Below are 23,303 nucleotides of genomic sequence, written 5' to 3'. Positions count from 1 at the left end.
TCCCAGCCGGCACCCACAACCGGAGAATCCCCTTGGCACCGAATCGATCCCGGCGGCACGCGCTCGCCCTGCTTTCCTGCCTCGCCTTGTCCGCGGCATTTATGCCGCCAGCGCTGGCGCAGTCCTTCCCCGTCAAGCCGATCCGGCTGGTGGTGCCCTACCCGCCCGGCGGCCCCACCGACATCGTTGCGCGCGTGGTCGGCCAGAAGCTCTCGGACAAGCTCGGCCAGCCGCTGGTGGTGGAGAACCGCCCCGGCGCCGGCGGCAATATCGGCGCCGAGGCAGCGGCCCGGGCCGCGCCCGACGGCTACACGCTGCTGGTGGCCACCACCGCGCATGCCATCAACATGACGCTGTTCCGCAAGCCCGGCTACGACACGCGCAAGGACTTCGCGCCGGTAAGCCTGCTCACGCGCGGCCCGCTGGTGCTGGTCACCGCGCCCGCCACGCCCGCGGGCAATGTCGCCGATCTGATCGCGCTGGCCAGGAGCAGGCCCGGCCAGGTCACCTTTGCCAGCTCTGGCAATGGCCAGTCCACCCACCTTGCCGCGGAACTGTTCAACAGCATGGCCGGCGTGCGCATGACGCACGTACCGTACAAAGGCAGTGCGCCTGCGCTGACCGACGTGATGGGCGGCCAGGCCACGGTGATGTTCGACACCATGCTGTCGGCCATGCCGTTCGTGCGCGACGGCAAGCTCAAGGCGCTCGCGGTCACGGGCGCGGCGCGCTCGCCGGCCGCGCCGGACACGCCGACCATCGCGCAGTCAGGATTGCCGGGCTACGAGGCCAGCGCCTGGAACGCGCTGCTGGCGCCCGCCGGCACGCCGCCCGCGGCGCTCGCTGCGCTCGGGACGGCGCTGAAATCCGTGCTCGACGATGCGGACGTGCGTGCGCGCTTCGCCACGCAGGGCTTTGCCGCGGAATGGACCTCGCCACCGGCCACCGCGCGGTTCCTCGAACACGAAATCGACAAATGGGCCCGGGTCGTCAAGGCATCCGGCGCCACCATCGACTGATCCCCTACGCATAGCTCACGCAAACCCCACGGCCCCTGTCATGACCGCTCCCCTCCAGTCACTGCTCGCTCCCCGCTCCATCGCCGTGATCGGCGCCTCCGACAATATCCACAAGATCGGCGGCCGCCCCATCCACTACATGAAGGCGCACGGCTACGTCGGCACGCTCTACCCGGTCAACCCGCAGCGCGACACCATCCAGGGCCTGCGCGCCTGTCCCACGCTGGACGCGGTGCCCGAAGTCCCCGAACTCGCCATCATCATCGTCGCCGGAGATGCCGCCGTGCAGGCCGTGCGGGACTGCGCGCGGCTGGGCGTGGCGGCGGCCATCGTGATCGCATCGGGCTTCGGCGAGGGCGGTGCCGAAGGCCGGCGCCAGCAGGACGAGATGGTGCGCGCCGCGCGCGCCAGCGGGCTGCGGCTGGTTGGTCCCAACAGCCAGGGGCTGGCCAATTTCGGCAGCGGCGCCATCGCCAGCTTTTCGACCATGTTCATCGAGGTGCCGCCGCAGGATGGCCCGGTCGCCGTGGTCAGCCAGAGCGGCGGCGTGGCGGCGATGGTCTATGGTCTGCTGCGCGGCCAGGGCATCGGCGTGCGCCACGTGCATGCCACCGGCAACCAGGCCGACATCACCGTCGGCGAGCTGGCACTGGCGGTGGCGCACGATCCTGGCGTGCGGCTGGTGCTGCTGTACCTGGAAAGCCTGACCGACCCCGAGATGCTGGCCGAGGCGGCGCGCGTGGCGCGGGCGCGCAACGTGCCGGTGGTGGCGGCCAAGGCCGGCCGCTCGCAGGACGGGCAGCGCGCCGCCGCGTCGCACACCGGCGCCATCGCCAACGAGGACCGCGCGGTCGATGCCTTCCTGCAGCGCCACGGCATCTGGCGCGTCGACGATGCGCATGCGCTGGCACGCTGCGCGCCGATGTACCTGCGCGGCTGGCAAGCCGGGGGAAGGCGGCTGGTGGTCGTCAGCAACTCCGGCGCGAGCTGCGTGATGGCCGCCGATGCAGCGCCGTCGTCCGGCCTGGCGCTGGCGCCGCTGTCCGATGCCACGCAGGCCGCGCTGGCGGAGCGCCTGCCCGGTTTCGCCGCCACCGCCAACCCGGTCGATGTCACCGCCGCACTGCTCACCAACAGCGCGCTGTTCGGCGAGGTGCTGCCGGTGGTGGCGCGCGATCCCGCCGCCGACCTGTTCCTGCTCGATATCCCCGTCTCCGGCATGGGCTACGACGTGCCGCGCTTTGCCCGCGACGCCGCCGCGTTTGCCGACACCGCGGGCAAGCCCATCGCGGTCGCCGTATGGCAAGCGCCGGTGGCCGATGCCTTCCGGCAGGCCAACGTGCCGACCTACGCCTGCGCGGCGCAAGCGCTGGCAGCGTTCTCGCAACTGGTCTCGCACCAGCAGCGGCTGCGGCAGATCGCGGCCGAGGGCGAGCCGCCGCTACCCGCTGCACCTGCCGTGCCGGCGTCACCGGTGAAAGGTACGACGCTGAGCGAAGCCGCCAGCCTGGAGCGTCTCGCCGCGGCAGGCGTGCCGGTGGTCGAGCACTATCTTTGCCACGACATCGACGCCGCCGTGGCCGCGTGGCAGCGCATCGGCGCGCCGGTTGCCGTCAAGGCGAGCTCGCCCCAGGTGCCGCACAAGAGCGAGCACGGGCTGGTCGCCCTGCACTGCAATGATCGGGAGGCAGTAGCGCGTGCGTTCAGCGCCCAGATGCGCACGCTGCAGGCCATGGACGCGCATTGCGAAGGCATCGTCATCGCGCGCATGGTGCGCGGCCAGCGCGAATGCATGATCGGCGCGCACTGGGATCCCGTATTCGGCGCGGTGCTGGTGGTCGGCGACGGCGGCAAGTATGTCGAGACCTTGCGCGACACCGCCGTGCTGCTGGCGCCGTGCAGCGAAGCCGATGTCGCCCGCGCTGTGGACAGCCTGCGCATCGCGCCGCTGCTGCGCGGCGTGCGCAACGAGCCGGCGGCCGACATCGCCGCGCTGTGCCGGCTGGCGGTGCAAGTCGGCCAACTGGTCCACGCGGCCGGCGGCACGATCCGCTCGGTCGATCTCAACCCGGTGATGGCGAGCGCCGACGGCGTGGTGGTGGTCGATGCGCTGATCGAGGTGGCAGGGGTGCCACGTTAGCGCAGCGTGGCGGCACCCCGCGCCCTTCCCGGCGAGGGCTGCAGCGCAATGCCGACGCATCAGTCGACATCTACTTCGGCGCGGAGCCGCGGTTCAGTCCGTCGGTTCGTTGCCGCACGGGATTCCGGGTTGGCCCGACGGGTTCGCTGAACTAGACTGGAGAGCACGTTGCGTCGGCTTCGCCACCGCACCGTTGTGCCTTCCGGACTGCCGCTCCCGAGATTCCAGGCACAAGCCTGCGCATACCAATCAACGACAATTTCCACGACTTCGGGAAGCGCTGTCCATTTACTCGATTGCCCCGAAACTCAAGCGTAAGTGCCAGACATAGTACTAAATGCAGGATGCGAATCGCACTCGCTTTCAGCCGAGGCCCTATTCCGAAAACAATTCAATAAACTCGTTGCGCAGCCACTGATTCGCAGGGTCGCGATGATATCGGGCATGCCAGAACAGGTTGATCTGGATGGCCGGCAGCGCGAACGGATGATTGATATACCTGAGCCCGAAATACTTGGCACACCGTTCCGCAAACGTCCAGGTCACGGTGGCAACCAGGTCGGTGGTGGCAATGATGTCCGCCAGTGCCACGAAATGCGGGACGCGCAGCCGGATGCTGCGCTTTACGCCGCCCTGGGCCAGCAGCTCGTCGACGCGCGCATGCCCCGTTCCCGCCGCCGTGACCACGACATGCTCGGCGGCTTCGAAGTCCCGCATGCTGACCTTCTTCTTGTCCATCGCGTGGCCGGGACGGAACAGGCAGACGTAGCGCTGGCGGAACAGGCGCCGCTGAAAAAATTCCGTACTGAGTTCAGGCAGGTGGCCGACAGCAAGGTCGATCTTGCCCTGGCTCATCTCGGCCGCCAGGTCGACCGCCGTATTGCGCACCGTGGTCACGGTCACGCCCGGCGCCCGTTGCCCGAGCGCACCCATCAGCGGCGGAATGAAGTGCACCTCGCCGATATCCGTCATGGCGATCCGGAATGCGCGCTCGCTGCGCAGAGGATCGAAAGTCATCTTGCGGCTGAGCGTTGCCTGCAGCGATTCCAGCGCATGGCCGACCGGCTCGGCCAGTTCCTGCGCAAGTGGTGTCGGCAGCATTCCCCTGCTGCTTCGTACAAAGAGCTGGTCGCCCAGCAGGGTCCGCAGGCGTGCCAACGCGTTGCTGACTGCCGGCTGGCTCAGGTTCATGGCCCTGGCCGTGCCGGAAACGGTCCCCTGCCGCAACAGCTGATCGAACACGACGAGCAGGTTCAGGTCGACGTCCTTCAGTTCCATCGCGCACCTTTATTGATTCCGTGAATATCAACTATAGCCGGGATTCTATTGGTTTATTGCGGTCGATGTCCGATGATCCTTCCCATACGAAAAGACATAGGCACATACGGAGACGCCCCATGAATCCCGCCCTTCCCTGGCGATAGCCCGCCCCGGGGAATCCCCCCCTGAAGTCACCCCAAGCACACAGACGCCGCACAGGCCCACCGGGCCCGCGCGCGGACTCCGTTCGCTCTATGGAAACCGCCATGGCAACAGCCTCCCATGAAGACCGCCCAGTGTGGGCCGACGACAGCATCAGCCGCATCCCGTTCCGCGTCTATACCGACGCGCAGCTTTACCAGCGCGAGCTCGAACGCTGCTTCTACCAGGGTCACTGGAACTATCTCGGCCTGGAGGCCGAGATCCCGCATCCCGGCGACTTCAAGCGCACCACGCTTGGCGAGCGGTCCGTGATCCTGGTGCGCGACCAGGACGGCGACATCAACGTCATCGAGAACGTATGCGCCCATCGCGGCATGAAGTTCTGCCGCGAGCGCAGCGGGAACCGGAAGGATTTCCACTGCCCCTACCACCAGTGGAACTATGACCTGAAGGGCAACCTGCAAGGGGTGCCATTGCGTCGTGGCGTCAAGCAGGACGGCAAGGTCAACGGGGGCATGCCCGCCGACTTCAGGCCGCAGGAGCACGGGCTCACGCAGCTGAGGGTCGCCACGCGCGGCGGGGTGGTGTTCGCCTCGTTCGACCATGACGTCCCTTCGCTCGAGGACTACCTCGGGCCGGACATCCTCGGCTACTTCGACCGGCTGTTCAATGGCCGCAAGCTGAAGGTCCTCGGCTACAACAAGCAGCGCATTCCGGGCAACTGGAAGCTGATGCAGGAGAACATCAAGGACCCCTACCACCCCGGGCTGCTGCATACGTGGTTTGTCACGTTCGGGCTCTGGCGCGCGGACAACAAGGCCCGCCTGGTGATGGATGCCGAGTTCCGCCATGCCGCGATGGTGTCGACCCGCGGCCAGGGCGGCAAGAGCGACGTGACCTCCGGCGTGTCCAGCTTCAAGGACCAGATGGCCCTGCACGACGACCGCATCCTCGACATCGTCCACGAGCCGTGGTGGGGCGAGCCAACCGCGGTGATGATGACGGTCTTCCCGAGCGTGATCTTCCAGCAGCAGGTCAATTCGGTGTCCACGCGCCATATCCAGCCCAACGGCCCAGACTCCTTCGACTTCGTCTGGACGCACTTCGGCTTCGAGGACGACACCGAGGACATGACGCGGCGCCGGCTGCGCCAGGCCAATCTGTTCGGGCCCGCCGGCTTTGTGTCAGCCGACGACGGCGAAGCCATCGAATGCTCGCAGGAAGGCTTCTCCCAGAAGCCCTGGCATCGCGTGATTGCCGAACTGGGCGGCAAGACCGCCGAGAACACCGAACACATGGTCACCGAGACCCTGATCCGCGGCATGTACGCCTACTGGCGCAAGGTGATGGAGGTCTGAAGCCATGGACTTTACCGACTACTACGCGCTGCTCGCGCTGTACGCCGACTACACCAGCGCCGTGGACAACGGCGAATGGGACCGCTGGCCGGAGTTCTTCACCGACGACTGCCTCTACCGGGTTCAGCCGCGCGAGAACCACGAACGCGGGTTGCCGCTCGCCACGCTGTCGCTCGAGGGCAAGGGGATGCTGAAAGACCGCATCTACGGCATCCGGGAGACGCTGTTCCACGATCCCTACTACCAGCGCCACATCGTCGGGGCGCCCCTGATCCGGGAGGCCGGTGCCGACAGGATCGTGGCCGAGGCCAACTATGCCGTGCTGCGCACCAAGCCGGACCAGATGACCGATGTGTACAACGCCGGCCGCTACCTCGACACCATCGTGCGCACGCCCGAGGGCTGGCGCTTCGCGTCGCGCATCTGCGTGTTCGATAGCGAGATGATCCCCAACTCGCTGATCTACCCCATCTAGCAGGAGCCATTCATGACTGAAACCTGGATCGAGGCAGCGCTGCTGTCCAGCGTCCCGCAGGACGATGTGATCGCCGTGGCCGTGGAGGGCAAGGAGATCGCCCTGTATGGCGTCGACGGCGACGTCTATGCAACCGACAACATTTGCACGCATGGCCATGCGCGCCTGTGCGACGGCTTTCTTGAAGGACACGAGATCGAATGCCCGCTCCACCAGGGCAGGTTCGACATCCGCAACGGCGCGGCGATGTGCGCCCCGCTGACCGAAGGCATCCGCACCTATCCGGTCCGCATCGAAGGCGACAAGGTCTACCTCGACCTCGGCTGAGAAGTGCCGGCCAGCAACCACAAGGGACGCACATGACTTCCGAACGACCACCGGGCGCGACGGCCGTAGCGACGGCCATGGCGCCAGCCGCCACCATCGTCATCGTCGGCGCGGGACAGGCCGGCGGCTGGGCCGCCCAGACGCTGCGCAGCGAAGGTTTCGCCGGCCGGCTCGTGCTTATCGGCGACGAGGCCCATCCACCGTACGAGCGGCCACCGTTATCCAAGGCCGTGCTTGCCGGCGAAGCGGCGCCCGCCAGCACGTGGCTGCACAAGCCGGAGGCGTTCGAGGCGCTCAGGGTGGAGTGGTGGGTGGACACGCGCGTGGCCCGCATAGACCGGGCCGCGAAGTGCCTGGAGATGTCCGATGGAGAGATGCTGTCCTATGACAAGCTGATCCTCTGTACCGGCGGCAAGGCGCGCGCGCTTGCCGTCCCGGGCGCGGATACGACCCCGAGCCATACGTTGCGCACGATTGGCGATGCCTTGTCGCTGGCGCCGGAGCTTCGGCCGGGCCGCAGCATCGTCGTCGTGGGCGGCGGCTGGATCGGGCTGGAAGTCGCCGCCACCGCGCGGCTGAAAGGCGCGGACGTTACCGTGGTCGAAGCGCAAGGACGGCTGTGCGAGCGTACCGTGCCGCCGGAGATCTCCGAACACCTGCACGGGCTGCATGGTGCGCACGGCACCCGCGTCATGCTCGGCGCCCGCATCGCCGGCATCGCGCCAGGCGCCGACGGCCAGGCCGTGGTGACTCTTGCCGATGGCAGCACGCTGACGTGCCACGCCATCGTCGCTGGTGTGGGTCTCGTGCCCAACGATGAGCTGGCGCGTGACGCCGGGCTGGCATGCGATGGCGGCGTGATCGTCGACCAGGGTTGCCGCACTTCCGACCCCGATATTTTCGCCGCGGGAGATGTGGCGGTGACACCGAATCCGTGGGCCGGACGGCGCTTGCGGCTGGAATCCTGGCAGAACGCGCAGGACCAGGGTATCGCCGCGGCGCGAGCGGCGCTCGGCCTCCCGGTCGACTATGCGCCCCTGCCGTGGTTCTGGTCGGACCAGTATGGGATGAACCTGCAGATCTACGGCATTCCCTTGCCGTCGCATCGCATGGTGGCACGGGGCACGCCTGGCGAGGACAGCTTCCTGCTGTGCTATCTCGACGGCGATGTCGTCCAGGCCGCGGCCGGTGCCAACGCGGCGCGCGACCTGCGCATCGCACGCCGCCTGATCGAGCAGCGCACGCAAGTCGATCCCACCCGCCTCGCCGACCCGAACGTTCCGATGGCAAAGCAGTAATCCACTAGATAAAAAAATACCGGAGACAAGCCCCCATGTCGCAAATCGACGTCCACAAGCTGGCCGACGAGGCCTCCTTCAATCGCTTCCATGCGCGCGTGCTGTTCTGGTGCGCGATCATCATCATCTTCGACGGATATGACCTGGCAGTCGTCGGCATCGCACTGCCGTCGATCATGAAGGACCTCGGCGTGGCACCGGCGCAGGCCGGTCTCATGGTCAGCTCCGCCCTGTTCGGCATGGTATTCGGCGCGATCTTCCTCGGCACCCTGGCCGACAGGATCGGCCGGCGCTGGGCCATCGCGATCTGCGTCATCCTGTTCAGCGTGTTCACCGCCGCGGCTGGCATGGTCAAGGATCCGCTGCTCTTCGGCATTGCGCGCTTCCTCGCCGGGCTGGGCATCGGCGGCGTCATGCCCAATGTCGTCGCGCAGATGACAGAGTACGCACCGAAGCGGATGCGGGCGACGCTGGTCACCCTGATGTTCAGCGGCTATGCCGTCGGCGGGATGCTCGCCGCCATCCTCGGCAAGGGCCTGATCGAAACGTATGGCTGGCAATCGGTCTTCCTAGCTGCCGGCCTTCCCGTTCTGCTTGTTCCCGCCATTCTCAGGTCGCTGCCGGAATCGATGCCCTTCCTGCTGGCAAGGGGCGACGACGAGGCATTGCGCCGCATCGTTGCCAGACTCGCACCAGGCCGCCGCTGGTCCGCAACCGACCGGTTCTCCGTGCCTGCCCAGGACAAGGCCGACAGCGCGCCGATCCGGCACCTGTTCCACGACGGCCGCGGCTTCAGCACCCTCATGTTCTGGATCGCGTTCTTCATGTGCCTGTTCATGGTGTACGCCCTGAGTTCATGGCTGACCAGGCTGATGGCAAGCGCGGGTTACAGCCTGGGCTCCGCGTTGACGTTCGTGCTGGTCCTCAACATCGGCGCCATGATCGGTGCCGTCGGCGGCGGATGGCTGGCCGATCGCTATCACATCAAGTACGTGCTTGCCGCGATGTATGCGCTGGCCGCGGTCTCGATCACGCTGCTCGGGTTCAGGCTGCCCGCGGAACTGCAGTATCTCGTGGTGGGCCTTGCCGGCGCTTCTACGATCGGCACGCAGATCGTAGCGAACGCCTACACCGGGCAGTTCTACCCGAGCGCGATCCGTTCCACCGGACTCGGCTGGGCGCTGGGTGTCGGCCGCTGTGGGGCCATCCTGGCGCCAATCGTCATTGGCGTACTCGTCGCCATGAACCTGCCGCTGCAGCAGAACTTCATTGCGATTGCGATTCCCGCCGTGATTGGCATGGTGGCGGTCCTGCTGATCGATCACAGGCGGTCGGCATCGGCAGACAAGTCAGCCGCCCGCGCCTGCCTCGTCCCTCCAGTCGCCACCCAGCGCCAGCAATAGCGCAATGCGCTGGTCGAGATGATCGGCCCGCACGTTGACTAGATCCATCTCGGCGGCCACGAGTGCCTGCCGCTGTTTTAGCAGGCTGCGCGTATCCGTGGCGCCGATGGCTGCGCGCGCCTCCGTTCGCCGCACCAGTTCACGGCTTTCATCCACCCGCTCCCGCAGTTGCCTGGTGCGCCCGGCATAGCCGGATTCGGCCCGCAGTCCTGCCTCGGCCTCGCCCAGTGCCTGCAGCGCGGTGTTGCCATAGGCGATCAGGGCGGCCTTCTCTTCGGCGCTGTAGTAGTCCGCCCTGGCCTTGAGCTCGCCGCCCGTGAAGAGCGGCGCAAAGAAGGAACCATTGAGCCCCTTGATCGGGGTGCCGGCCTGGTTGAGCAGGAACACGTCGCTGCGGATGCCGGTGATGGCTGCGCTGATGGAGACCCGCGGCAGGCGTGCCGCTTGCGCAGACTGCCGCATATCGAAGGCCGCCGCGACGCGGTGCGCCGACGCGGTCAGGTCAGGCCGACGCCCGAGCAGGTTCGCCGGCAAGCCCGCGGCCGGGGCCGGTGGCATGGCGGGCAGTTCCGGCGCCGTCGCGATTTCTCCGGCGGGATAGCGGCCCAGCAGCAGCTCCAGCGCCTGCGCGGCCTGGCCTCGGGCCAGTTCGGCCTTTCCGATTGCGTCGCGTTGCGCGCGGAGTGCATTGCGCGCATCCAGCAGCTCGGTGTCCGGCGCTACCCCGATCTCGACACGCTGGCCGGTAATCCGCACCAGCTCTTCCTGGATGGCGGCGGACTGCCGCAGCCGGTCCTCCAGCTGCGCGTTCCGGATCAGCGTGAACCATGCCCTGGCAGTGGTCGCTGCCACCACGCGCTGGGCCCAGAGATAGTCGTCCCTGGTGGCCGCGTACTGCGATTCCGCCGCGCGCGACTGGGCGCGGATGCGTCCCCAGAGGTCGATTTCCCAGCTTGCGCCGATCGACAGGATCTGCGTTTCCGAATTGCCTGCCCTGCCCTTCACGCCCGCGTCCGGCAGCAGGCCGCTGCGCTGGATGGCGACCAGCGCCTGCGCCTGCTGCACGCGCACCACGGCCAGCCGGAGATCGCCGTTGTGCGCAATGGCCTCGTGCACCAGCCGTTGCAGTCCGGCATCGTCGAAGGTGGCAAGCCAGCCGTTGGCGGCGTCACCGGCTGTGGCCGCGTTCGCCCACGTGGCGTGTCCTTCGAGCGCGGGCACGGCCTGGCGCCGAAGGTCCGCGCCCTCGGGCGGTGCCTGCAGGGCGCAGCCGCAAAGCATGGCGAGCGGAAACGCCAGCAGCAAGGTCTTCATTGGTTGAAACGACGACACGGACTTCCCTTTACCAAATTTCTATCGAATCTCTGTCGAACCTCGGATCCAGTGAACCTAGTGAAGCTTGAACACCAGGTAGTTCAGCTTGGAACTGACGCGCAGGAAGACCATGCGGATGATGTGAAACACTTCCATATGCTTCGTATAGATCGCGCCCGCCCCGACTGCCCCGACCGGAAGCATCCGCCCGCGGGATTCGTCGCGCAGGTCGAACTTGACCGCGAAGCGGTTCGGCACCGCATCGGTGGCGCCGGTGTTGGGAATCATGCCGCCCTGAGCAATCTGGCCCTGCGATTGCGCCCACACGACCGAGTTGACTTTCGCCTTGATGATCTCGCCCGGATGTGTCGGCAGATAGAGCTCGGCGAGGTCGCCCGCCTTGACGTTGTAAAGCTCGTTCTGCCGGTAAAAGGCAATGACTTCCTGCTGATCCTCGACAAAGCTGAACGCGGGCGAGAACGGGAACGGCACGAGCATGGTGCCCACCCGTACCTGCAGGTTCACGACGGTGCCATCGGAGGGCGCCCGGTAGACGGTCTGCTCAAGTTCCCAGCGGGCGTTCTCCAGCATGACCTCGGTTTCCGCCCGCTTCGCGCGCGCCGTGGCAATGGCGGCAAATTCGCCCTGGCTCCTGGCCGACAACTTCTGCCGGGCCTCGTCCTCGGCGGCCTGCGCGCTGACCAGTTCGCCTTCCAGTTCACGCTGGCGGGCCAGCGCGTCTTCCCGGTCGAACTTTGAACCGGCGCCTGCCGCGAGCAGCGCCTCATGCTCCTTGACGCGCTGGCGGGCAAGCGACAGCCTGGCCTGCACGGTGCCGACCCGGCCGGCCGCGCCGCGAACCGATTCGCCGAGCTGGCGCGCCGAGGCCTCGGCTTCCGCCAGCGCGGCATCGTCGGCCCGCAGCCTGCCTTCGAGTTGCCTGACCGCGGCCTGATAGGGAGTCGGATCGATCCGCAGCAGGACATCGCCCTTGCTGTAGCGCCGGTTGCCTTCGGCCGGCAGCTCGACGATGCGGCCGCGAACCTGCGGCACAACCTGCAGGACCTTGCCGACCACGCGTACGTCATGGGTGGACGGCGCCACCACATTGAGCGTCAGGATCAGCAGCAGCAGCGCAACCACGGGAATCGTGAATACGATGACCATCGACGTCGTGTTCCACGGCAGCCACTTGAACTTGAAGAAGATCAGCCAGACGGCCAGCGCGTAGACACCAAGCAGCAGTGCATCCATTCAGATCCGCTCCTGTCCGGCGCGCATGCTGCTGGCGATTTCCATCGTCGCGGCTGGCTGCCGGGTGCCATGGTCGGGCGCGTCATCGTCCTCCGGGGCCTTGTCGGTGCCGTACGCGGCGCGGTAGAACACGGGCTTCGTGTGGGCCCAGAGCCAGGCCAGGGGCCACAGCAAGCCGCCGAAGAGAAGCGACAGCAGGCATAGCGAGTGGATGGCTTCCTTTTGCGGATGGCGCTTGCGCTGCGCGATCTTCTCGGGCCAGATATGGAGCATCCAGAACAGGTAGCCCCCTGCCACCGGCACGAAGATCAGGACCACCCAGGAAATGGCGTTGGCCGCGGTCTCAAGGGCCTTGCCGCTCAGTAGGGATGCGAAGGCAGGTTCGCTCGATGCCAGCAGGCCGATGCCCGCCAGCAGATAGGGGCGCAGTTTCATCGAATTGTCTTGAGATGGAGCGTTGGCGCTCGGTTACACAATGCACTGTCCGGTCAGGAGCCGGTGGGGTCGCTGCGCGAGCCGCCCCGGTAGGCGTCCGCGCGCGCGCGTCCTGCGGACCGGCGGGATACTGCCTTGTCCTCGCGTTCGTCCGCTGCCGCACCCTCGACGTACAGAAGGTTGTATTTACTGTTGGCAGTATCGCTGGCAGCGCGGCAGCCGGCGGGCTTCGCGGCAAGTCCGGCTCCGGCGCACGCATCCGGCTGATCTCGCGTCGTTTGCGATTCCAGTCCCCGTGAGTGCTGCGCATAAGCCTGGCCAGCGCCCGCGATCAGCAGCGCAGCGCCAAGGGCCCGGACGGCCGAGCGATGGTTGTTTGTCATGTCTGCAGGTTCCTTCGAATGGATTCGGATGTCGTCGACGTGCGTTGGCACTGCCGCCACATCCCGATGGAGCGCACACGTTATGGCAATGCGTCAGTCGCGGCTATCAAAGAACTTAGAAAGTGCGGGAACGCGGCACCGATCCGCTCCCGGTACGGCGGCGCTTTTCGAATTCCATTGATAGCCCTGACGGCGTGAGCGGCCTAACCTGTCCGCCGTCGTATATCGCTCGGGTGTAGTCCAGACTTGCCCGGCCTGCAGAACCCTATGAATGTTGTTTTTCCGATCCCCGCGAGCCTGGCTGCCGTTGCCGCCGCAAGCGCCCTGTCCGGGTGTGCAATCCCGACCGCCGAATTCATCAGCCCATTCCAGGAACCGTGGCCATGGACGAAGATCGTCGCTGTCAATCGCACCGATCACGACGTGCTGGCGGTGCGCGCGGGCAATTGCGAAACCGGGAGCGCGTTGCGGCAATCGCAATCCACTCCGGCATACTGCTTCCTCGGCACCAGGCCCGAGGGGCCAATCCCGATCACCTGGAGCGATGCAAGCGTCGGCGGGGAACACGCCGCCATGGTGCTGCCGCCGCCGCTATGGCACGAAGACCCCCGCCCCGAAGACATGACGGGCGGCTACCTGTGCGTGTTGCTGGGCAATGACGCGCGAGCGAGCCTGACCGTCGTCGCCACCGCGGAAGCCTGCGCTGTGCTATAGCGTTTCGCGGCGGCAGGGCGTCAAGAGGCCACGGACAGGCGCCCGCACAACTGCCTGAGACTCCGAGCGATATACGCTGACTGCGTTTCGATCTCGTCGTCCCAGCCATCCGCATCCGCGGCGTACTCGCGCAGGTCTTCGCACAGCTCGGCCAGTTCCGACGGCCCGACGACCGCGAGGCTGCCCGCGATGCGGTGCAGCAACCGCGCCAGCCAGGTCACGTCCCGTCCGGACCGGATCGCGTCGTATTCATCGAGATCCGCCCCGGCCTGGGCAAGGAAGGCTTCGGCATACGCGGCAGGGATCCGCGGCAGTTCGGGGAGATCATCGTCACCGCACGATGCGACTGACTGCTCATCCTCATGGCCCATGCCATCGTCGCTGCGTGCTAGTACCGACGCCAGTTCGGCGAGAGATACCGGCTTGGTCAGATAGCCCGTGAATCCCCTCGCCCGTCCCTCGGCGACGTCCTCGGGCCGCGCGCTGGCGCTCACGGCATAGACGGGGATGTCGATGCCGGCGTGCCTCATTTCCCGGAGCAGGTCGAAGCCGTTCATGACGGGCATGTCGATATCGGTCAGCACCGCGTTCACGCGCTGCTCCGCCAGCGCCGCCATGGCCTCGCTGCCATTGCCCGCGACGATGACGCCCGCGCCCAGCGCCCGCAGCTGGTCGCGCAGCAGGTTCCGGTTCAGCAAGTTGTCTTCCGCGATCAGCACGGCATGGCCCGCAAGCGGCGATGCGGGCCGCCCGGCAGGGCCTGCCTCGCTCCGCTTTGGCGGCTGTGCCCCGGTGATGACCGCCAGCGCTGCCGCATGGATGCCGGCAAGGCTGTAGCTGGAAACCTCGCGACCGCCATCCGGCCGGATAGTCGCGACCAGCGGCCCCAGCTGCTTCAGCCAGACCACCGAGGCCGGCTTTGGCCACCAGGCCAGGACGCGCGCAGGATCAAATGCCTCGGTCACCAGCAGGCAGTCATGGCCGTCCCCATCCACGGGCTCGTCCAGGTCTGAGCGCGCCGAAGGCGGGCACGCGCCCCAGTCGAAATGGTTCAGCACTCCCTCGATGCACTCGGGATCGCGGGACAGCACCACCGTCCGGTTCCGCGGCAAGCGCGGGCGCACCGGCGGCGGCGCGTCGGAAACGCCCAGCGGCAGACGAACCGTGACGCGCGTTCCCACGTCCAGGGTGCTGTCCAGCATGATGCTGCCGCCCATCCGTTCCACCAGCCGCATGCAGATCGACAGGCCAAGGCCGGTGCCACCCGCCTGGGCGATCCGCTTGTCGGCGACCTGCGAGAACGGCTGGAAGAGCCGGTCCCGGTACGCATCCGGTATGCCGATGCCGGTATCGGCAATGACGATCTCCAGGTTCCCTTCCAGCCATCGCGCGCGCAGCACGATCTTGCCCGCCGGCGTGAACTTGAACGCATTGCCAAGCAGGTTGTTGACGATCTGGGTCAGGCGCGCCGGATCAAGCTCGAGCTGCGAGGGAATATTGCTGCCGTACACCGCGTGGAAGCTCAGGCTGCGCTGCGCGGCAAGCGGCGCATGGGCGATCGCGATGCGGCCGAGCAGCTCCGTGACGGATACGGGCTGCACCTCGATGCGCAATGCGCCCACATCGATCCTGGAGAAGTCGAGCACTTCATCGACGATCTGCAGCAGCCCTCCGGCCGACACCTGCATCGCATCCACCCTCCTCCGCTGCTCCGGATCCAGCGGCCCCATCGCCACGAGCTCCATGTTCCCCAGCAGCGAGGCAAGCGGCGTGCGTATCTCGTGGCTCATCGACGCGAAGAACGCCACCCGGGCCCTGGCGGCCGCTTCGGTCGCGAGCCGGGCTTCGTGCAGCAGCCGCTGCGCACGCGCTGCTTCCGCATAGGTGCCGGTCAGGAAGCGATAGTTCCAGTAGCGGTACATCGCGAACAGCAAAGCAAGCAGCACCGCGGTGATGGCGCCGATGACAACCAGGTCCTCCATCATCGCCCGCCCCTGATGGCCGATCGGCAGCGCGAAAATCAGGTGCCCGAAATCCGCCACGAGTGGCGGGCGGCGCAGTGCCCAGCCATAGTCCGGGACCCAATGGAACATCCCGTCCTGCCGCGCTTCCAGCCTGGCATCCAGGCGTTGCGCGTTGGACCGTGCGCCGGCCGCGAGCAGCGGCGTGCCGAGCCTGTCGAACACGATCGGTTCGGGGATCGACAGGTTTGGCCCGGCAGGCCGCAGCAGATCGTATAGCGGGATGCGCGTCAGCACCACCGCGTAGAGCGTGTCGCCCTTTGCCACCAGCGATGCGCCAACCATCTCCGGACCGGCGCCTGCGGCGCTGCCCGGGACGCCGAGCCATTCGACGCGTTTCTCCCTCGCGGCCTGCAGGACGTCGATATCGCGACTCCGGAAGCGCTCCAGGATCATGCTGGTGATGAGCGTCGGCGGCATTGGCGGCGGCAGCGGCCGCGCCCCCGATCCCGACGCATCGGGCGATTCATAGCGATACGTCGCACCGCTGGCGATCGAGATCATTTCGATCGACGGCCGCTGGCTGGCGGCAATCAGCGTGCGGACCGACTGGTCGCAACTCTGGTGCAGAACGTCGTCGGCGGGCGCGGACGGAAACACCTGCGTGCAGAGGCCGCCCCTACGGTCCGGTGAGAGCGGAAGCGTGCCATTGGCACGCAACTCCAGGAGCAGGTTGCTGGCGGCCAGGGTGCTCCGGCGTTCGAGGACGGCATCGACGACACCCTGCTCATACAGGCGGGCCACCTGCTCCTGGGCGCGCAGCGAGCCATTGAGCCGGACCCACACGCCCGTGGCGGCGATCGCGACGGCGACCAGCCCCAGCAACGCAATCACCATCGAGAAAACCCGGCGTTCCCGCTTCAGGTTCCGTTCAACGGTGCGCAGGTCGGGCGACGGCTCGAACGTGCCCGCCATCAGGTCAGGCCGTTGTCGCGCGCGTACGCGACAAGATCCGCGTTGCTGGTGATGTTCAGCTTGCGCATGGCCGAGCGCTTCTGTGTCGCCACGGTTGCCAGCGTGCGGCGCAGGTATCCGGCGATTTCGGTGACGGTGCTGCCCGCGGCGAACATCCGCACGACTTCGATCTCTTTCGGAGACAGCGCGCTCGCGCTTGCGCCGGCCAGCGCGCCGGCGCTCGACATCCTGGCCGATACTCCCGGCGACAGGCGCAGGCCCTGACCGGAGACCGCATCCATGCAGATCTGCCGCAGGATGCGTGGATCCTCGTTCTTCCCCACGATGCCGGCGATACCTGTCTCCTGGATACGCGTGAGCAGGCCGCCGTTGGTCAGCATCGTGAAGACGACGATCGGCGTACAGGGGCTGGCCTGCCTGAGTCGCTGGAGCAGGCGAAGGCCGTCATCGCTCTCTTCGGAATGTCCCATTGTGAAATCCGTAACAATGAGATCCGGCCGGTGCGCCTCCAGCGCAGCGAAAAGCTCCCGTCCGGAAGAACACATTGCGGATACGTGGACATTCGGGATCTCGCTCAGGGTGGTCTTGACGGCGAGTTGAATCACCGGGTGATCGTCCGCGATCACGGCGGAGAGGGTACGTGGTGGCATGCGAGACCGGGCTGCATAGGGCTCGCGATTGTACCAACCGGCCCTCACGTCCGTTTTGCAGATCGGGACAGTTGCTTGGCTGATCGTCCCACGGCCCGCACGGGGCAAACAACCAACGAAGGCGCCGCGGCGTCAGCGCCGCTGCCCCGGTACGACGGCGTCAGCCGGCTCGATGCGATGCGCCTCGGCCAGGATCCAGTCCAGAAATGCGTTCTGTGCCGCGCTGCGCGGCCGCTGTGCGTCCACGCAGATGAAATAGCCGCGCCCGGTGTCTACCGGCATGTCAAAAGGTTTCACCAGTTCACCGGCTGCCAGTTCGCGCTCGATCAGGCAGGATTGCGTCAGCGCGATACCCAGTCCGGCCTTGGCCGCGAAGATCAGGTTGATGCTCAGGTCATAGCCAGGGCCCAGCTTCGGCGCGGCCCTGAGTCCGGCCGCCTTGGCCCAGAGCGCCCAGTTCTCCGGGAAGTTCGTATGGTGCAGCAGCACCTCTTTGAGCAAGTCGCCGGGGCGTTTCAGGCGCGGCAGCAGCGATGGCGCGCAGGCGGGAACGAGCTCGCGGCCGAGCAGGTATTGCACCTGCATCCTGGCCGGCCAACGTCGCTTGGGTCGCTTCACCTCGATCCAGATGTCTACGTCGTCGCGGCTGAAGTCCTCGTCATGGCGAAACTGCCGCATCTCGACGTCCACTTCAGGATGCGTCGTCCTGAAGCGCGCGAGGCGTGGAAGCAGCCATTGGGTACCAAGCGTAGGAATCACACTCAGCCGTAGTTTCCCGTCGGCGCGCGGCCCCTGCAGCCGGTTCGCGGCCGCCTCCAGTGCCAGCACATGGCGCTCCGTCAACTTGCGCAACTGGCGGCCTTGCTCGGTCAGTGCCACGCCTTGCGAGGACCGTTCGAACAACAGGCAATCGCCCAGGTGCTGCTCGAGGCGTTGCACCGCCCGGCTGACAGCAGCCTGGGTGACGCAGAGTTCCTCGGCCGCCAGGCGGAAGCTGCGCAGCCGACAAACCGCCAGGAAGGCGTGCAGTTCCACCAGTGAAGGAGAGCGAATCTTCATGCTCAATTACATTTTGTTATCGTGATCAATGGTTTTGTCGTTTGCCTGCGGGTCTGCGTCTGCTTAACCTTGGGACATACTCTAACTCGCACGCCGGCAATGACCATCAATCGTCGCACCTTTCTCAAAGCAGCCGCCCTCAGCAGCCTGAGCGGGCTGGAGCTGCCCGCCTTCGCCGCTGACAAGTATCCTGCCCGTCCAATCTCGCTGGTGGTGCCGTTTCCCCCGGGCGGCTCGGTTGACGTGTCCGGCCGCCTGATCGCCGAGAGGTTGGGCAAGGCGCTTGGCCAGCCCGTGGTGGTCGACAACCGGCCCGGCGCCGGGGGCGCTATCGGCTCGACATACGTATCGAAAGCACAGCCCGACGGCTACACCCTCATTGTCACCTCGCAGAGCACGCATGTCGTGAATCCCGCGATGAACCCCAAGCTGCCCTATGACGCGGTGAAGGGCTTCTCGAATATCACGCTCATCAGCCGGCTGTCAAACGTGCTGCTGTGCAATGCATCGCTGCCGGTTCGCAACTTCGCCGAGCTGGTCAAGTATGCGCGCGCCCATCCGACCGCCCTGAATTATGCAAGTGCCGGAACGGGTTCGGTGTCACACGTCAGCATGGAACTTCTCAAGAATCAGGCGGGTATCCCGATGACGCATGTTCCCTATCGGGGTGCCGGGGCGGCGCTGACCGACCTGCTGGGCGGACAGGTGCACCTGACCTGGAATAACCTGTCCTCCAACCTGGACCACATCCTCCAGGGCAAGCTGCGTGCGCTGGCGGTAGCCGCACCCGCGCGCGTGCCGCAACTGCCGGATGTGCCGACCTTTGCCGAACTCAAGCTGCCTGACCTGAATGAGACTTCATGGAACGGCCTTGCCGCCCCGGCCGGGACACCGCATGCGATCGTGCAGCAACTCTATCTGGCGGTACGCAAGATTCTCGCGGAACCTGCGACCCGCTCGACCTGGGTCGCGAAGGGCATGATCGTGCCGGAAGACATTACGCCAGAGGCCTATACCAGGGAAACGGAGCAGCGTATCAGGTTCTACCAGCGCATCGCCAAAGACAATCGCATTACCCTGGACTGACGATGACCATCGATTCCAAGGCTGGTACAGCGCTTCCCGACCTGCTCCCGCTACACGACGAACTTGCTGCCCTGCGGCAGCATATCCACCGGCACCCGGAACTGGCTTTCGAGGAGCACGACACCGCGGATCTGGTTGCCGGCAAGTTGCAGGAATGGGGCTACCAGGTGACCCGCGGCATCGGAAAGACGGGGCTGGTCGGCCAGTTGCGCGTAGGAGAGGGGGACAAGCGGCTTGGCCTGCGCGCCGACATGGATGCCCTGCCCATCCAGGAAGAGACCGGGCTTCCATACGCCAGCAGCCGGCCCGGCCTCATGCATGCCTGCGGGCACGACGGCCATACTGCCATGCTCCTTGGCGCGGCAAAGCACCTCGCGGCCACGCGCAACTTCTCCGGCACGCTGAACCTGGTTTTTCAGCCAGCGGAGGAGCGCGGGTTCGACAGCGGCGCCAAGTCCATGGTGGCGGACGGCCTGTTCGAGCGCTTTCCTTGCGACATGGTATTTGCCATGCACAACCATCCCGGTGCCCCCCAGGGCCGGTTCCTGATGCGTCCGGGACCGTTTCTCGCCGCGGGCGACCGGGTGTTTATCAAGGTCGTGGGCCTGGGCGGCCACGCCGCGCGCCCTCACCTGGCGGTTGACCCGCTTGTGGCAGCGGCTGCCATCGTGATGGGGCTGCAGACCGTGGTCTCGCGCAACGTCCCCCCCAACGAGTCGGCAGTGCTCACTGTTGGCCGGCTACGGTCTGGGGACGCACTGAACGTCATTCCGGCCGATGCCGAAATCGGCATCAGCGTGCGCTCGTTCAGTCCGGAAGTGCGCGCACTACTGAAGGACCGCATCACAACGCTGGTCCACATGACCGCCGAATCGTACGGCGCGAAAGCGGAAATCCGCTATGTGGAGGGCTACCCGGTCGTCGATAACGCCGCCGACGCGGTAGCCCTGGCGGCCGAAGTTGCCACGGAGCTTGTTGGCCAGGAGGACGTAGACCGCGACTATCCCAGGATGATGGGCAGCGAAGACTTCGCGTACATGCTGCAGGAATGCCCGGGCGCCCTCGTCCGTATCGGCAACGGCCCGTCGGACGGTGGGCGTGGCTTGCATAACCCCCGCTACGACTTCGATGACAGGAACCTGGCCTTGGGAGCAGCGTTCTGGTGCCGGCTGGCGGAGACATTCCTGGTCTGATGCCTGCGCGCGAGGGATCGCTTTGCGGCGATGCCATCCCGTAAGAAGAAGCATTCAGAATTGGAGCATTGCGCCGTTCTCGTCAGTGGACGATGCGGGGAGACGTTTTGGTATTTCTGAACTGATGTCTCACAGCACGAAAACGGCAAGCGCCCATCCAACCAAGGCCATTCCGGCAAGGCAAGCGGCAAGCGCCACGGGATCTAAAGCCGGATGGTAGTGCATGTAAAGGAGCCTCTTCAATTGATCTGGTAATCATCAGCAAGGCGCCGCATCTTTATTCCGTGCCTGCAGCGCGTCCCTGATGTCGATTTTCGTTCGGATTGACGTCGCGAACTCATAATCAAGGTAGGCCACCGGAGGCTGGCACGCTTTGCCTGGTCCGCCGACGGCTTTGCAGTTCATGCCATGTGCGAGGGGAGTCCTCTGCTGGATGTCGCTGCGGCCCTAACCATCAGGCCTTGATCGGCGCGTACCATAGTCGTTCGCTTCGGCCCGCGCGGGCGTCACATCGCTGGTTGGCGGCGTATAGTGCCTACCGGAAGCCCCGCTTGCGCCGGGCTATGCCCAGACCTGCCATGGAGCGCCTTGCAATATGCGCCTCAGATCCGTGCAAGTCCTCGCCGCCCTGGTCCTGCTGGGCGCCTGCGCCGCGAACGACGGCAGCCAGCCCGGCAAGACGGCCGCGGGCGAGCGGCCTGGCATGCCAGCCGGCCCCCCGCGCGACTGCCAGGCAGAGGCCGACGCGCTTCTCGGGGCCGCGCCTCTGTCCGTTGTGCGGGCCGCGTTCTATTCCTGCATGACGGAAAGCCAGGGGAGCGAGCCGGGAAAGTGAGGCCGTGGCGTCTTCGTCCCCTGAAGAACGTCGCCAATGTACTCGCTCTCGCGGGTTGGTCGGTACCAAAGAACACGCTGGCGCGATGCGCGATGATGAGCGGTTCAGTGGCCTGCTGCCCAAGCTCAGGCGAGATCTTGTCGTCGACGAAAAGGGTCTCTATCGCGTGCGACGTCAGCGGATCTTGCAAAAGCCATCAGCCGCCCAGCGGGCGGCGCTATCCCGCGTCAGGCGAAAATCTGGCGGCACCTTGACGGTCGCGATCACGTCCCCGAAGGGATCCACTGCCGTAAGCGTGCCGAAAGGCTCGAACTCATCCGGCGTAACAACGAGCTTGACGGTCACGGTTCCGGATTCGGTCTCGAAGCTGGTCTGCTTGTTGAGTTGGGCGTGCAGTTGCTGCTCATGCCGCCGAATGACTTCGGCGGCGGTCTTGACCAGCGTCTGGTGAGCCGTGGCATCGAGCGGCTTCGGATCGACCTTGTTGCGCCCCATGGTCCAGGGACCGACAAGCGCCGGCTCTGCGCTGCCATCCCGGATCATTTCGACGGCCCAGCCGTCGCCATCCTCGTTCTTGATCACTCGGGCAGTCCAGCCCTTGTCTCGCCACAGTCGGGGTTCGTGGATGGCTGCCGGTTCTTGCTCCGAAAGTGATTCGTCGGTGCGGTGCATATTCTCTTGTACTGATCGCAAAACCAACATTCTATGCCTCGGGGGCCATGTTCTGAGGCCTCGGGCACCGGGGCCGGCTTTTTGCGGCGCCTCCCGGAGCGCTGTCCCCCCAGCGCCTCACCTTCTCCCCTCGCGCCTGAACCACGTCGGCGCATGCCCGGTCCAGCGCTGAAACGCCCGGCGAAACGCCTCCTCGCTGGCAAAGCCAAGCTGCTCCGCAATCCTGCCGATCGGCCAGTTGGTCGTGCACAGGCATTGTTCGGCGTACTCCTGCAGGTTGTGCTCGCGCAGTATCCGGTAACTGCTGCCGTCGGCTGCGAGGCGGCGGCGCAGCGTCGGTTCGCTCACATCGAAGCGCACGGCAAGTTCAGCGAGCGTGGGCAGTCGCGCGCCATGTACCAGCGCTGCATGCAGGATGCCACGCACCTGCTGGCTCAGTGATACGACCTCGACCGGCGCACCGATCAGCCGGTAAGGAAAGTCTTCCAGGAAGGCATCGAGCTCCGCTGCCTGGCGCACGACCGGCCGGTCGAGCAAGGCTTCATCGAACTCGAATCCGTAGGTCTGGGCGCCTGAGGTCACAGCGGCATGGAACAGGCCAAGGAACGGCATGGCGTCCTCACGCCGGGGATGCGCCAGGTAAACGTGGGTCGGACGTATCGGCTGGCCGATCAGCCAGCCGAACAGGAGCATGTAGAAGAAGAGCCCGGTCAGGTCCACCAGGCAAGCCGCAGAGCTTTCTGCGCGCCGCAGTGAATCCATGCGGAACACCGCCTGGCCCGCGCTTTGCCCGAGGCTGAGCGAACCGGCGCGCGGGTACAGCATCACGCAGAAGTCGGCCGCGCAGCGGATCGCTTCCCTTAGCGTCTGGCTGCTCAACACGCAACGGCACAGCAAGTCCACTTCCTGCTTGCGCATCGGAGGGTGGCCGTTGCCTTTGGCGACCAGGGCTTCCAGCTGCTCGATCGCGGCGCGATAGAGCGCGGTGAACTGCGCGGGCGGCGCATGCGCCGATGCGCCGGCGGCAGGCGGCACCTCGACGCCCTGCCGCTTCAACTCGTCCAGCAAGCGCAGCACCATGCCATCCGGAACAGGTACGGGATTCCCCGGTATGTAGGCATTCATGGTTGCTTGTCCTGATTGCTTCGGTAGCGGTTGTTGATCGTCCGGGTAGGGATCCCGTGCGGCGGGGCCTTCCATAATCATCCCGGCACTTCCACCCGCGCGACAGGTTGCGCACGGCCATGGGCCATGGAGGTTGCCACGCCATGAACGCCATGCCCATACGGGACAACCCACGGGAAACCCATGACCGCGCATTCCGCCTGCA

At 66.2% G+C, this 23,303-nt stretch carries 20 protein-coding genes and 1 pseudogene; 10 read left to right on the top strand and 11 right to left on the bottom strand.

Features of this window, described 5'->3' with window-relative positions; genetic code table 11:
- Nucleotides 1–32: 32 nt before the first annotated feature.
- Both E0W60_RS10160 and E0W60_RS10155 read left to right on the top strand, forming a co-directional pair.
- Nucleotides 33–1,019: a tripartite tricarboxylate transporter substrate binding protein gene (locus tag E0W60_RS10160; protein WP_205751609.1), complete on the top strand. Its 987-nt coding sequence runs from the start codon at nucleotides 33–35 to the stop codon at nucleotides 1,017–1,019.
- Between the two features lie 40 nt (nucleotides 1,020–1,059).
- On the top strand, nucleotides 1,060–3,159 hold the full coding sequence (locus tag E0W60_RS10155) for an acetate--CoA ligase family protein (protein ID WP_135703836.1): 2,100 nt from the start codon (nucleotides 1,060–1,062) through the stop codon (nucleotides 3,157–3,159).
- A gap of 375 nt (nucleotides 3,160–3,534) precedes the next feature.
- On the opposite strand, the gene E0W60_RS10150 is transcribed toward E0W60_RS10155, so the two are convergent.
- Complete coding sequence (locus E0W60_RS10150) at nucleotides 3,535–4,437, bottom strand: LysR family transcriptional regulator (RefSeq protein WP_135703835.1); 903 nt, start codon at nucleotides 4,435–4,437, stop codon at nucleotides 3,535–3,537.
- Nucleotides 4,438–4,685: 248 nt separating this feature from the next.
- Here E0W60_RS10150 and E0W60_RS10145 point away from each other — a divergent pair, with 248 nt between their 5' ends.
- Genes E0W60_RS10145 through E0W60_RS10125 form a run of 5 tightly spaced genes read left to right on the top strand, consistent with a single transcriptional unit; the run spans nucleotide 4,686 to nucleotide 9,442 of the window.
- Nucleotides 4,686–5,939 (top strand): aromatic ring-hydroxylating dioxygenase subunit alpha, encoded by a 1,254-nt coding sequence (locus E0W60_RS10145; protein WP_135703834.1) that lies wholly within the window; start codon nucleotides 4,686–4,688, stop codon nucleotides 5,937–5,939.
- A gap of 4 nt (nucleotides 5,940–5,943) precedes the next feature.
- A complete protein-coding gene (locus E0W60_RS10140) occupies nucleotides 5,944–6,414 on the top strand; it encodes an aromatic-ring-hydroxylating dioxygenase subunit beta (RefSeq protein ID WP_133095150.1) in 471 nt (156 codons plus the stop codon).
- 12 nt (nucleotides 6,415–6,426) lie between these two features.
- On the top strand, nucleotides 6,427–6,741 hold the full coding sequence (locus E0W60_RS10135; RefSeq protein WP_133095151.1) for a non-heme iron oxygenase ferredoxin subunit: 315 nt from the start codon (nucleotides 6,427–6,429) through the stop codon (nucleotides 6,739–6,741).
- A gap of 32 nt (nucleotides 6,742–6,773) precedes the next feature.
- Nucleotides 6,774–8,039, top strand: coding sequence for an NAD(P)/FAD-dependent oxidoreductase (locus tag E0W60_RS10130; RefSeq protein WP_135703833.1), 1,266 nt, complete (start codon nucleotides 6,774–6,776; stop codon nucleotides 8,037–8,039).
- A gap of 35 nt (nucleotides 8,040–8,074) precedes the next feature.
- On the top strand, nucleotides 8,075–9,442 hold the full coding sequence (locus tag E0W60_RS10125) for an MFS transporter (RefSeq protein ID WP_135703832.1): 1,368 nt from the start codon (nucleotides 8,075–8,077) through the stop codon (nucleotides 9,440–9,442).
- Here the strand turns inward: E0W60_RS10125 and E0W60_RS10120 are convergent.
- The 4 genes from E0W60_RS10120 to E0W60_RS10105 all read right to left on the bottom strand — a co-directional run bounded on the left by E0W60_RS10120 (nucleotide 9,389) and on the right by E0W60_RS10105 (nucleotide 12,828).
- Nucleotides 9,389–10,756, bottom strand: coding sequence for a TolC family protein (locus tag E0W60_RS10120; protein ID WP_218959731.1), 1,368 nt, complete (start codon nucleotides 10,754–10,756; stop codon nucleotides 9,389–9,391). The genes E0W60_RS10125 and E0W60_RS10120 overlap by 54 nt on opposite strands.
- Nucleotides 10,757–10,831: 75 nt before the next feature.
- Nucleotides 10,832–12,010, bottom strand: a complete 1,179-nt coding sequence (locus tag E0W60_RS10115) for an HlyD family secretion protein (RefSeq protein ID WP_135703830.1) — start codon at nucleotides 12,008–12,010, stop codon at nucleotides 10,832–10,834.
- Nucleotides 12,011–12,445 (bottom strand): DUF3302 domain-containing protein, encoded by a 435-nt coding sequence (locus tag E0W60_RS10110; RefSeq protein ID WP_135703829.1) that lies wholly within the window; start codon nucleotides 12,443–12,445, stop codon nucleotides 12,011–12,013. It abuts the gene before it with no gap.
- A gap of 53 nt (nucleotides 12,446–12,498) precedes the next feature.
- Nucleotides 12,499–12,828 carry a hypothetical protein gene (locus E0W60_RS10105; RefSeq protein ID WP_135703828.1) on the bottom strand — a complete coding sequence of 110 codons (330 nt, stop codon included), beginning with the start codon at nucleotides 12,826–12,828 and terminating at the stop codon, nucleotides 12,499–12,501.
- 246 nt (nucleotides 12,829–13,074) lie between these two features.
- On the opposite strand from E0W60_RS10105, the gene E0W60_RS10100 reads away from it, so the two are divergent.
- Nucleotides 13,075–13,542, top strand: a complete 468-nt coding sequence (locus E0W60_RS10100; protein WP_346769548.1) for a hypothetical protein — start codon at nucleotides 13,075–13,077, stop codon at nucleotides 13,540–13,542.
- Nucleotides 13,543–13,562: 20 nt separating this feature from the next.
- Here E0W60_RS10100 and E0W60_RS10095 read toward each other — a convergent pair whose 3' ends face one another.
- The 3 genes from E0W60_RS10095 to E0W60_RS10085 all read right to left on the bottom strand — a co-directional run bounded on the left by E0W60_RS10095 (nucleotide 13,563) and on the right by E0W60_RS10085 (nucleotide 18,187).
- Nucleotides 13,563–16,478 (bottom strand): ATP-binding protein, encoded by a 2,916-nt coding sequence (locus E0W60_RS10095; RefSeq protein ID WP_135703827.1) that lies wholly within the window; start codon nucleotides 16,476–16,478, stop codon nucleotides 13,563–13,565.
- The gene (locus tag E0W60_RS10090) at nucleotides 16,478–17,128 is read right to left on the bottom strand and encodes a response regulator transcription factor (protein ID WP_133095159.1); all 651 of its coding nucleotides are present in this window, start codon (nucleotides 17,126–17,128) and stop codon (nucleotides 16,478–16,480) included. The genes E0W60_RS10095 and E0W60_RS10090 overlap by 1 nt, the downstream gene beginning before the upstream one ends.
- A 132-nt stretch (nucleotides 17,129–17,260) precedes the next feature.
- Nucleotides 17,261–18,187, bottom strand: a complete 927-nt coding sequence (locus E0W60_RS10085) for a LysR substrate-binding domain-containing protein (protein WP_135703826.1) — start codon at nucleotides 18,185–18,187, stop codon at nucleotides 17,261–17,263.
- A 99-nt stretch (nucleotides 18,188–18,286) separates the two neighbouring features.
- On the opposite strand from E0W60_RS10085, the gene E0W60_RS10080 reads away from it, so the two are divergent.
- Both E0W60_RS10080 and E0W60_RS10075 read left to right on the top strand, forming a co-directional pair.
- Entirely contained in the window at nucleotides 18,287–19,273 is a 987-nt protein-coding gene (locus E0W60_RS10080) for a Bug family tripartite tricarboxylate transporter substrate binding protein (protein WP_135703825.1), read from the top strand.
- Between the two features lie 2 nt (nucleotides 19,274–19,275).
- Nucleotides 19,276–20,466, top strand: coding sequence for a M20 aminoacylase family protein (locus E0W60_RS10075; protein WP_135703824.1), 1,191 nt, complete (start codon nucleotides 19,276–19,278; stop codon nucleotides 20,464–20,466).
- 875 nt (nucleotides 20,467–21,341) lie between these two features.
- Here the strand turns inward: E0W60_RS10075 and E0W60_RS37490 are convergent.
- The 3 genes and pseudogenes from E0W60_RS37490 to E0W60_RS10060 form a co-directional block, all read right to left on the bottom strand.
- Nucleotides 21,342–21,455 (bottom strand): annotated as a pseudogene (locus tag E0W60_RS37490) (cysteine hydrolase); the annotation flags it as partial.
- Nucleotides 21,456–21,475: 20 nt separating this feature from the next.
- Nucleotides 21,476–21,973, bottom strand: coding sequence for a hypothetical protein (locus E0W60_RS10065; RefSeq protein ID WP_133095163.1), 498 nt, complete (start codon nucleotides 21,971–21,973; stop codon nucleotides 21,476–21,478).
- Nucleotides 21,974–22,090: 117 nt separating this feature from the next.
- Entirely contained in the window at nucleotides 22,091–23,053 is a 963-nt protein-coding gene (locus E0W60_RS10060) for an AraC family transcriptional regulator (protein ID WP_135704030.1), read from the bottom strand.
- Between the last annotated feature and the right edge of the window lie 250 nt (nucleotides 23,054–23,303).

This window comes from Cupriavidus oxalaticus, assembly GCF_004768545.1.
In the GTDB taxonomy this organism is placed as follows: domain Bacteria; phylum Pseudomonadota; class Gammaproteobacteria; order Burkholderiales; family Burkholderiaceae; genus Cupriavidus; species Cupriavidus oxalaticus_A.
Note: the sequence above shows the minus strand (reverse complement) of the source record. Positions and strands in the feature narration are given on the sequence as shown.

Coding starts and splice junctions, on each gene's coding strand:
- E0W60_RS10155 (WP_135703836.1), top strand. CDS start 1,060: ATGACCGCTCCCCTCCAGTCACTGCTCGCTCCCCGCTCCATCGCCGTG.
- E0W60_RS10150 (WP_135703835.1), bottom strand. CDS start 4,437: ATGGAACTGAAGGACGTCGACCTGAACCTGCTCGTCGTGTTCGATCAG.
- E0W60_RS10145 (WP_135703834.1), top strand. CDS start 4,686: ATGGCAACAGCCTCCCATGAAGACCGCCCAGTGTGGGCCGACGACAGC.
- E0W60_RS10140 (WP_133095150.1), top strand. CDS start 5,944: ATGGACTTTACCGACTACTACGCGCTGCTCGCGCTGTACGCCGACTAC.
- E0W60_RS10135 (WP_133095151.1), top strand. CDS start 6,427: ATGACTGAAACCTGGATCGAGGCAGCGCTGCTGTCCAGCGTCCCGCAG.
- E0W60_RS10130 (WP_135703833.1), top strand. CDS start 6,774: ATGACTTCCGAACGACCACCGGGCGCGACGGCCGTAGCGACGGCCATG.
- E0W60_RS10125 (WP_135703832.1), top strand. CDS start 8,075: ATGTCGCAAATCGACGTCCACAAGCTGGCCGACGAGGCCTCCTTCAAT.
- E0W60_RS10120 (WP_218959731.1), bottom strand. CDS start 10,756: ATGAAGACCTTGCTGCTGGCGTTTCCGCTCGCCATGCTTTGCGGCTGC.
- E0W60_RS10115 (WP_135703830.1), bottom strand. CDS start 12,010: ATGGATGCACTGCTGCTTGGTGTCTACGCGCTGGCCGTCTGGCTGATC.
- E0W60_RS10110 (WP_135703829.1), bottom strand. CDS start 12,445: ATGAAACTGCGCCCCTATCTGCTGGCGGGCATCGGCCTGCTGGCATCG.
- E0W60_RS10105 (WP_135703828.1), bottom strand. CDS start 12,828: ATGACAAACAACCATCGCTCGGCCGTCCGGGCCCTTGGCGCTGCGCTG.
- E0W60_RS10095 (WP_135703827.1), bottom strand. CDS start 16,478: ATGGCGGGCACGTTCGAGCCGTCGCCCGACCTGCGCACCGTTGAACGG.
- E0W60_RS10090 (WP_133095159.1), bottom strand. CDS start 17,128: ATGCCACCACGTACCCTCTCCGCCGTGATCGCGGACGATCACCCGGTG.
- E0W60_RS10085 (WP_135703826.1), bottom strand. CDS start 18,187: ATGAAGATTCGCTCTCCTTCACTGGTGGAACTGCACGCCTTCCTGGCG.
- E0W60_RS10080 (WP_135703825.1), top strand. CDS start 18,287: ATGACCATCAATCGTCGCACCTTTCTCAAAGCAGCCGCCCTCAGCAGC.
- E0W60_RS10075 (WP_135703824.1), top strand. CDS start 19,276: ATGACCATCGATTCCAAGGCTGGTACAGCGCTTCCCGACCTGCTCCCG.
- E0W60_RS10065 (WP_133095163.1), bottom strand. CDS start 21,973: ATGCACCGCACCGACGAATCACTTTCGGAGCAAGAACCGGCAGCCATC.
- E0W60_RS10060 (WP_135704030.1), bottom strand. CDS start 23,053: ATGGTGCTGCGCTTGCTGGACGAGTTGAAGCGGCAGGGCGTCGAGGTG.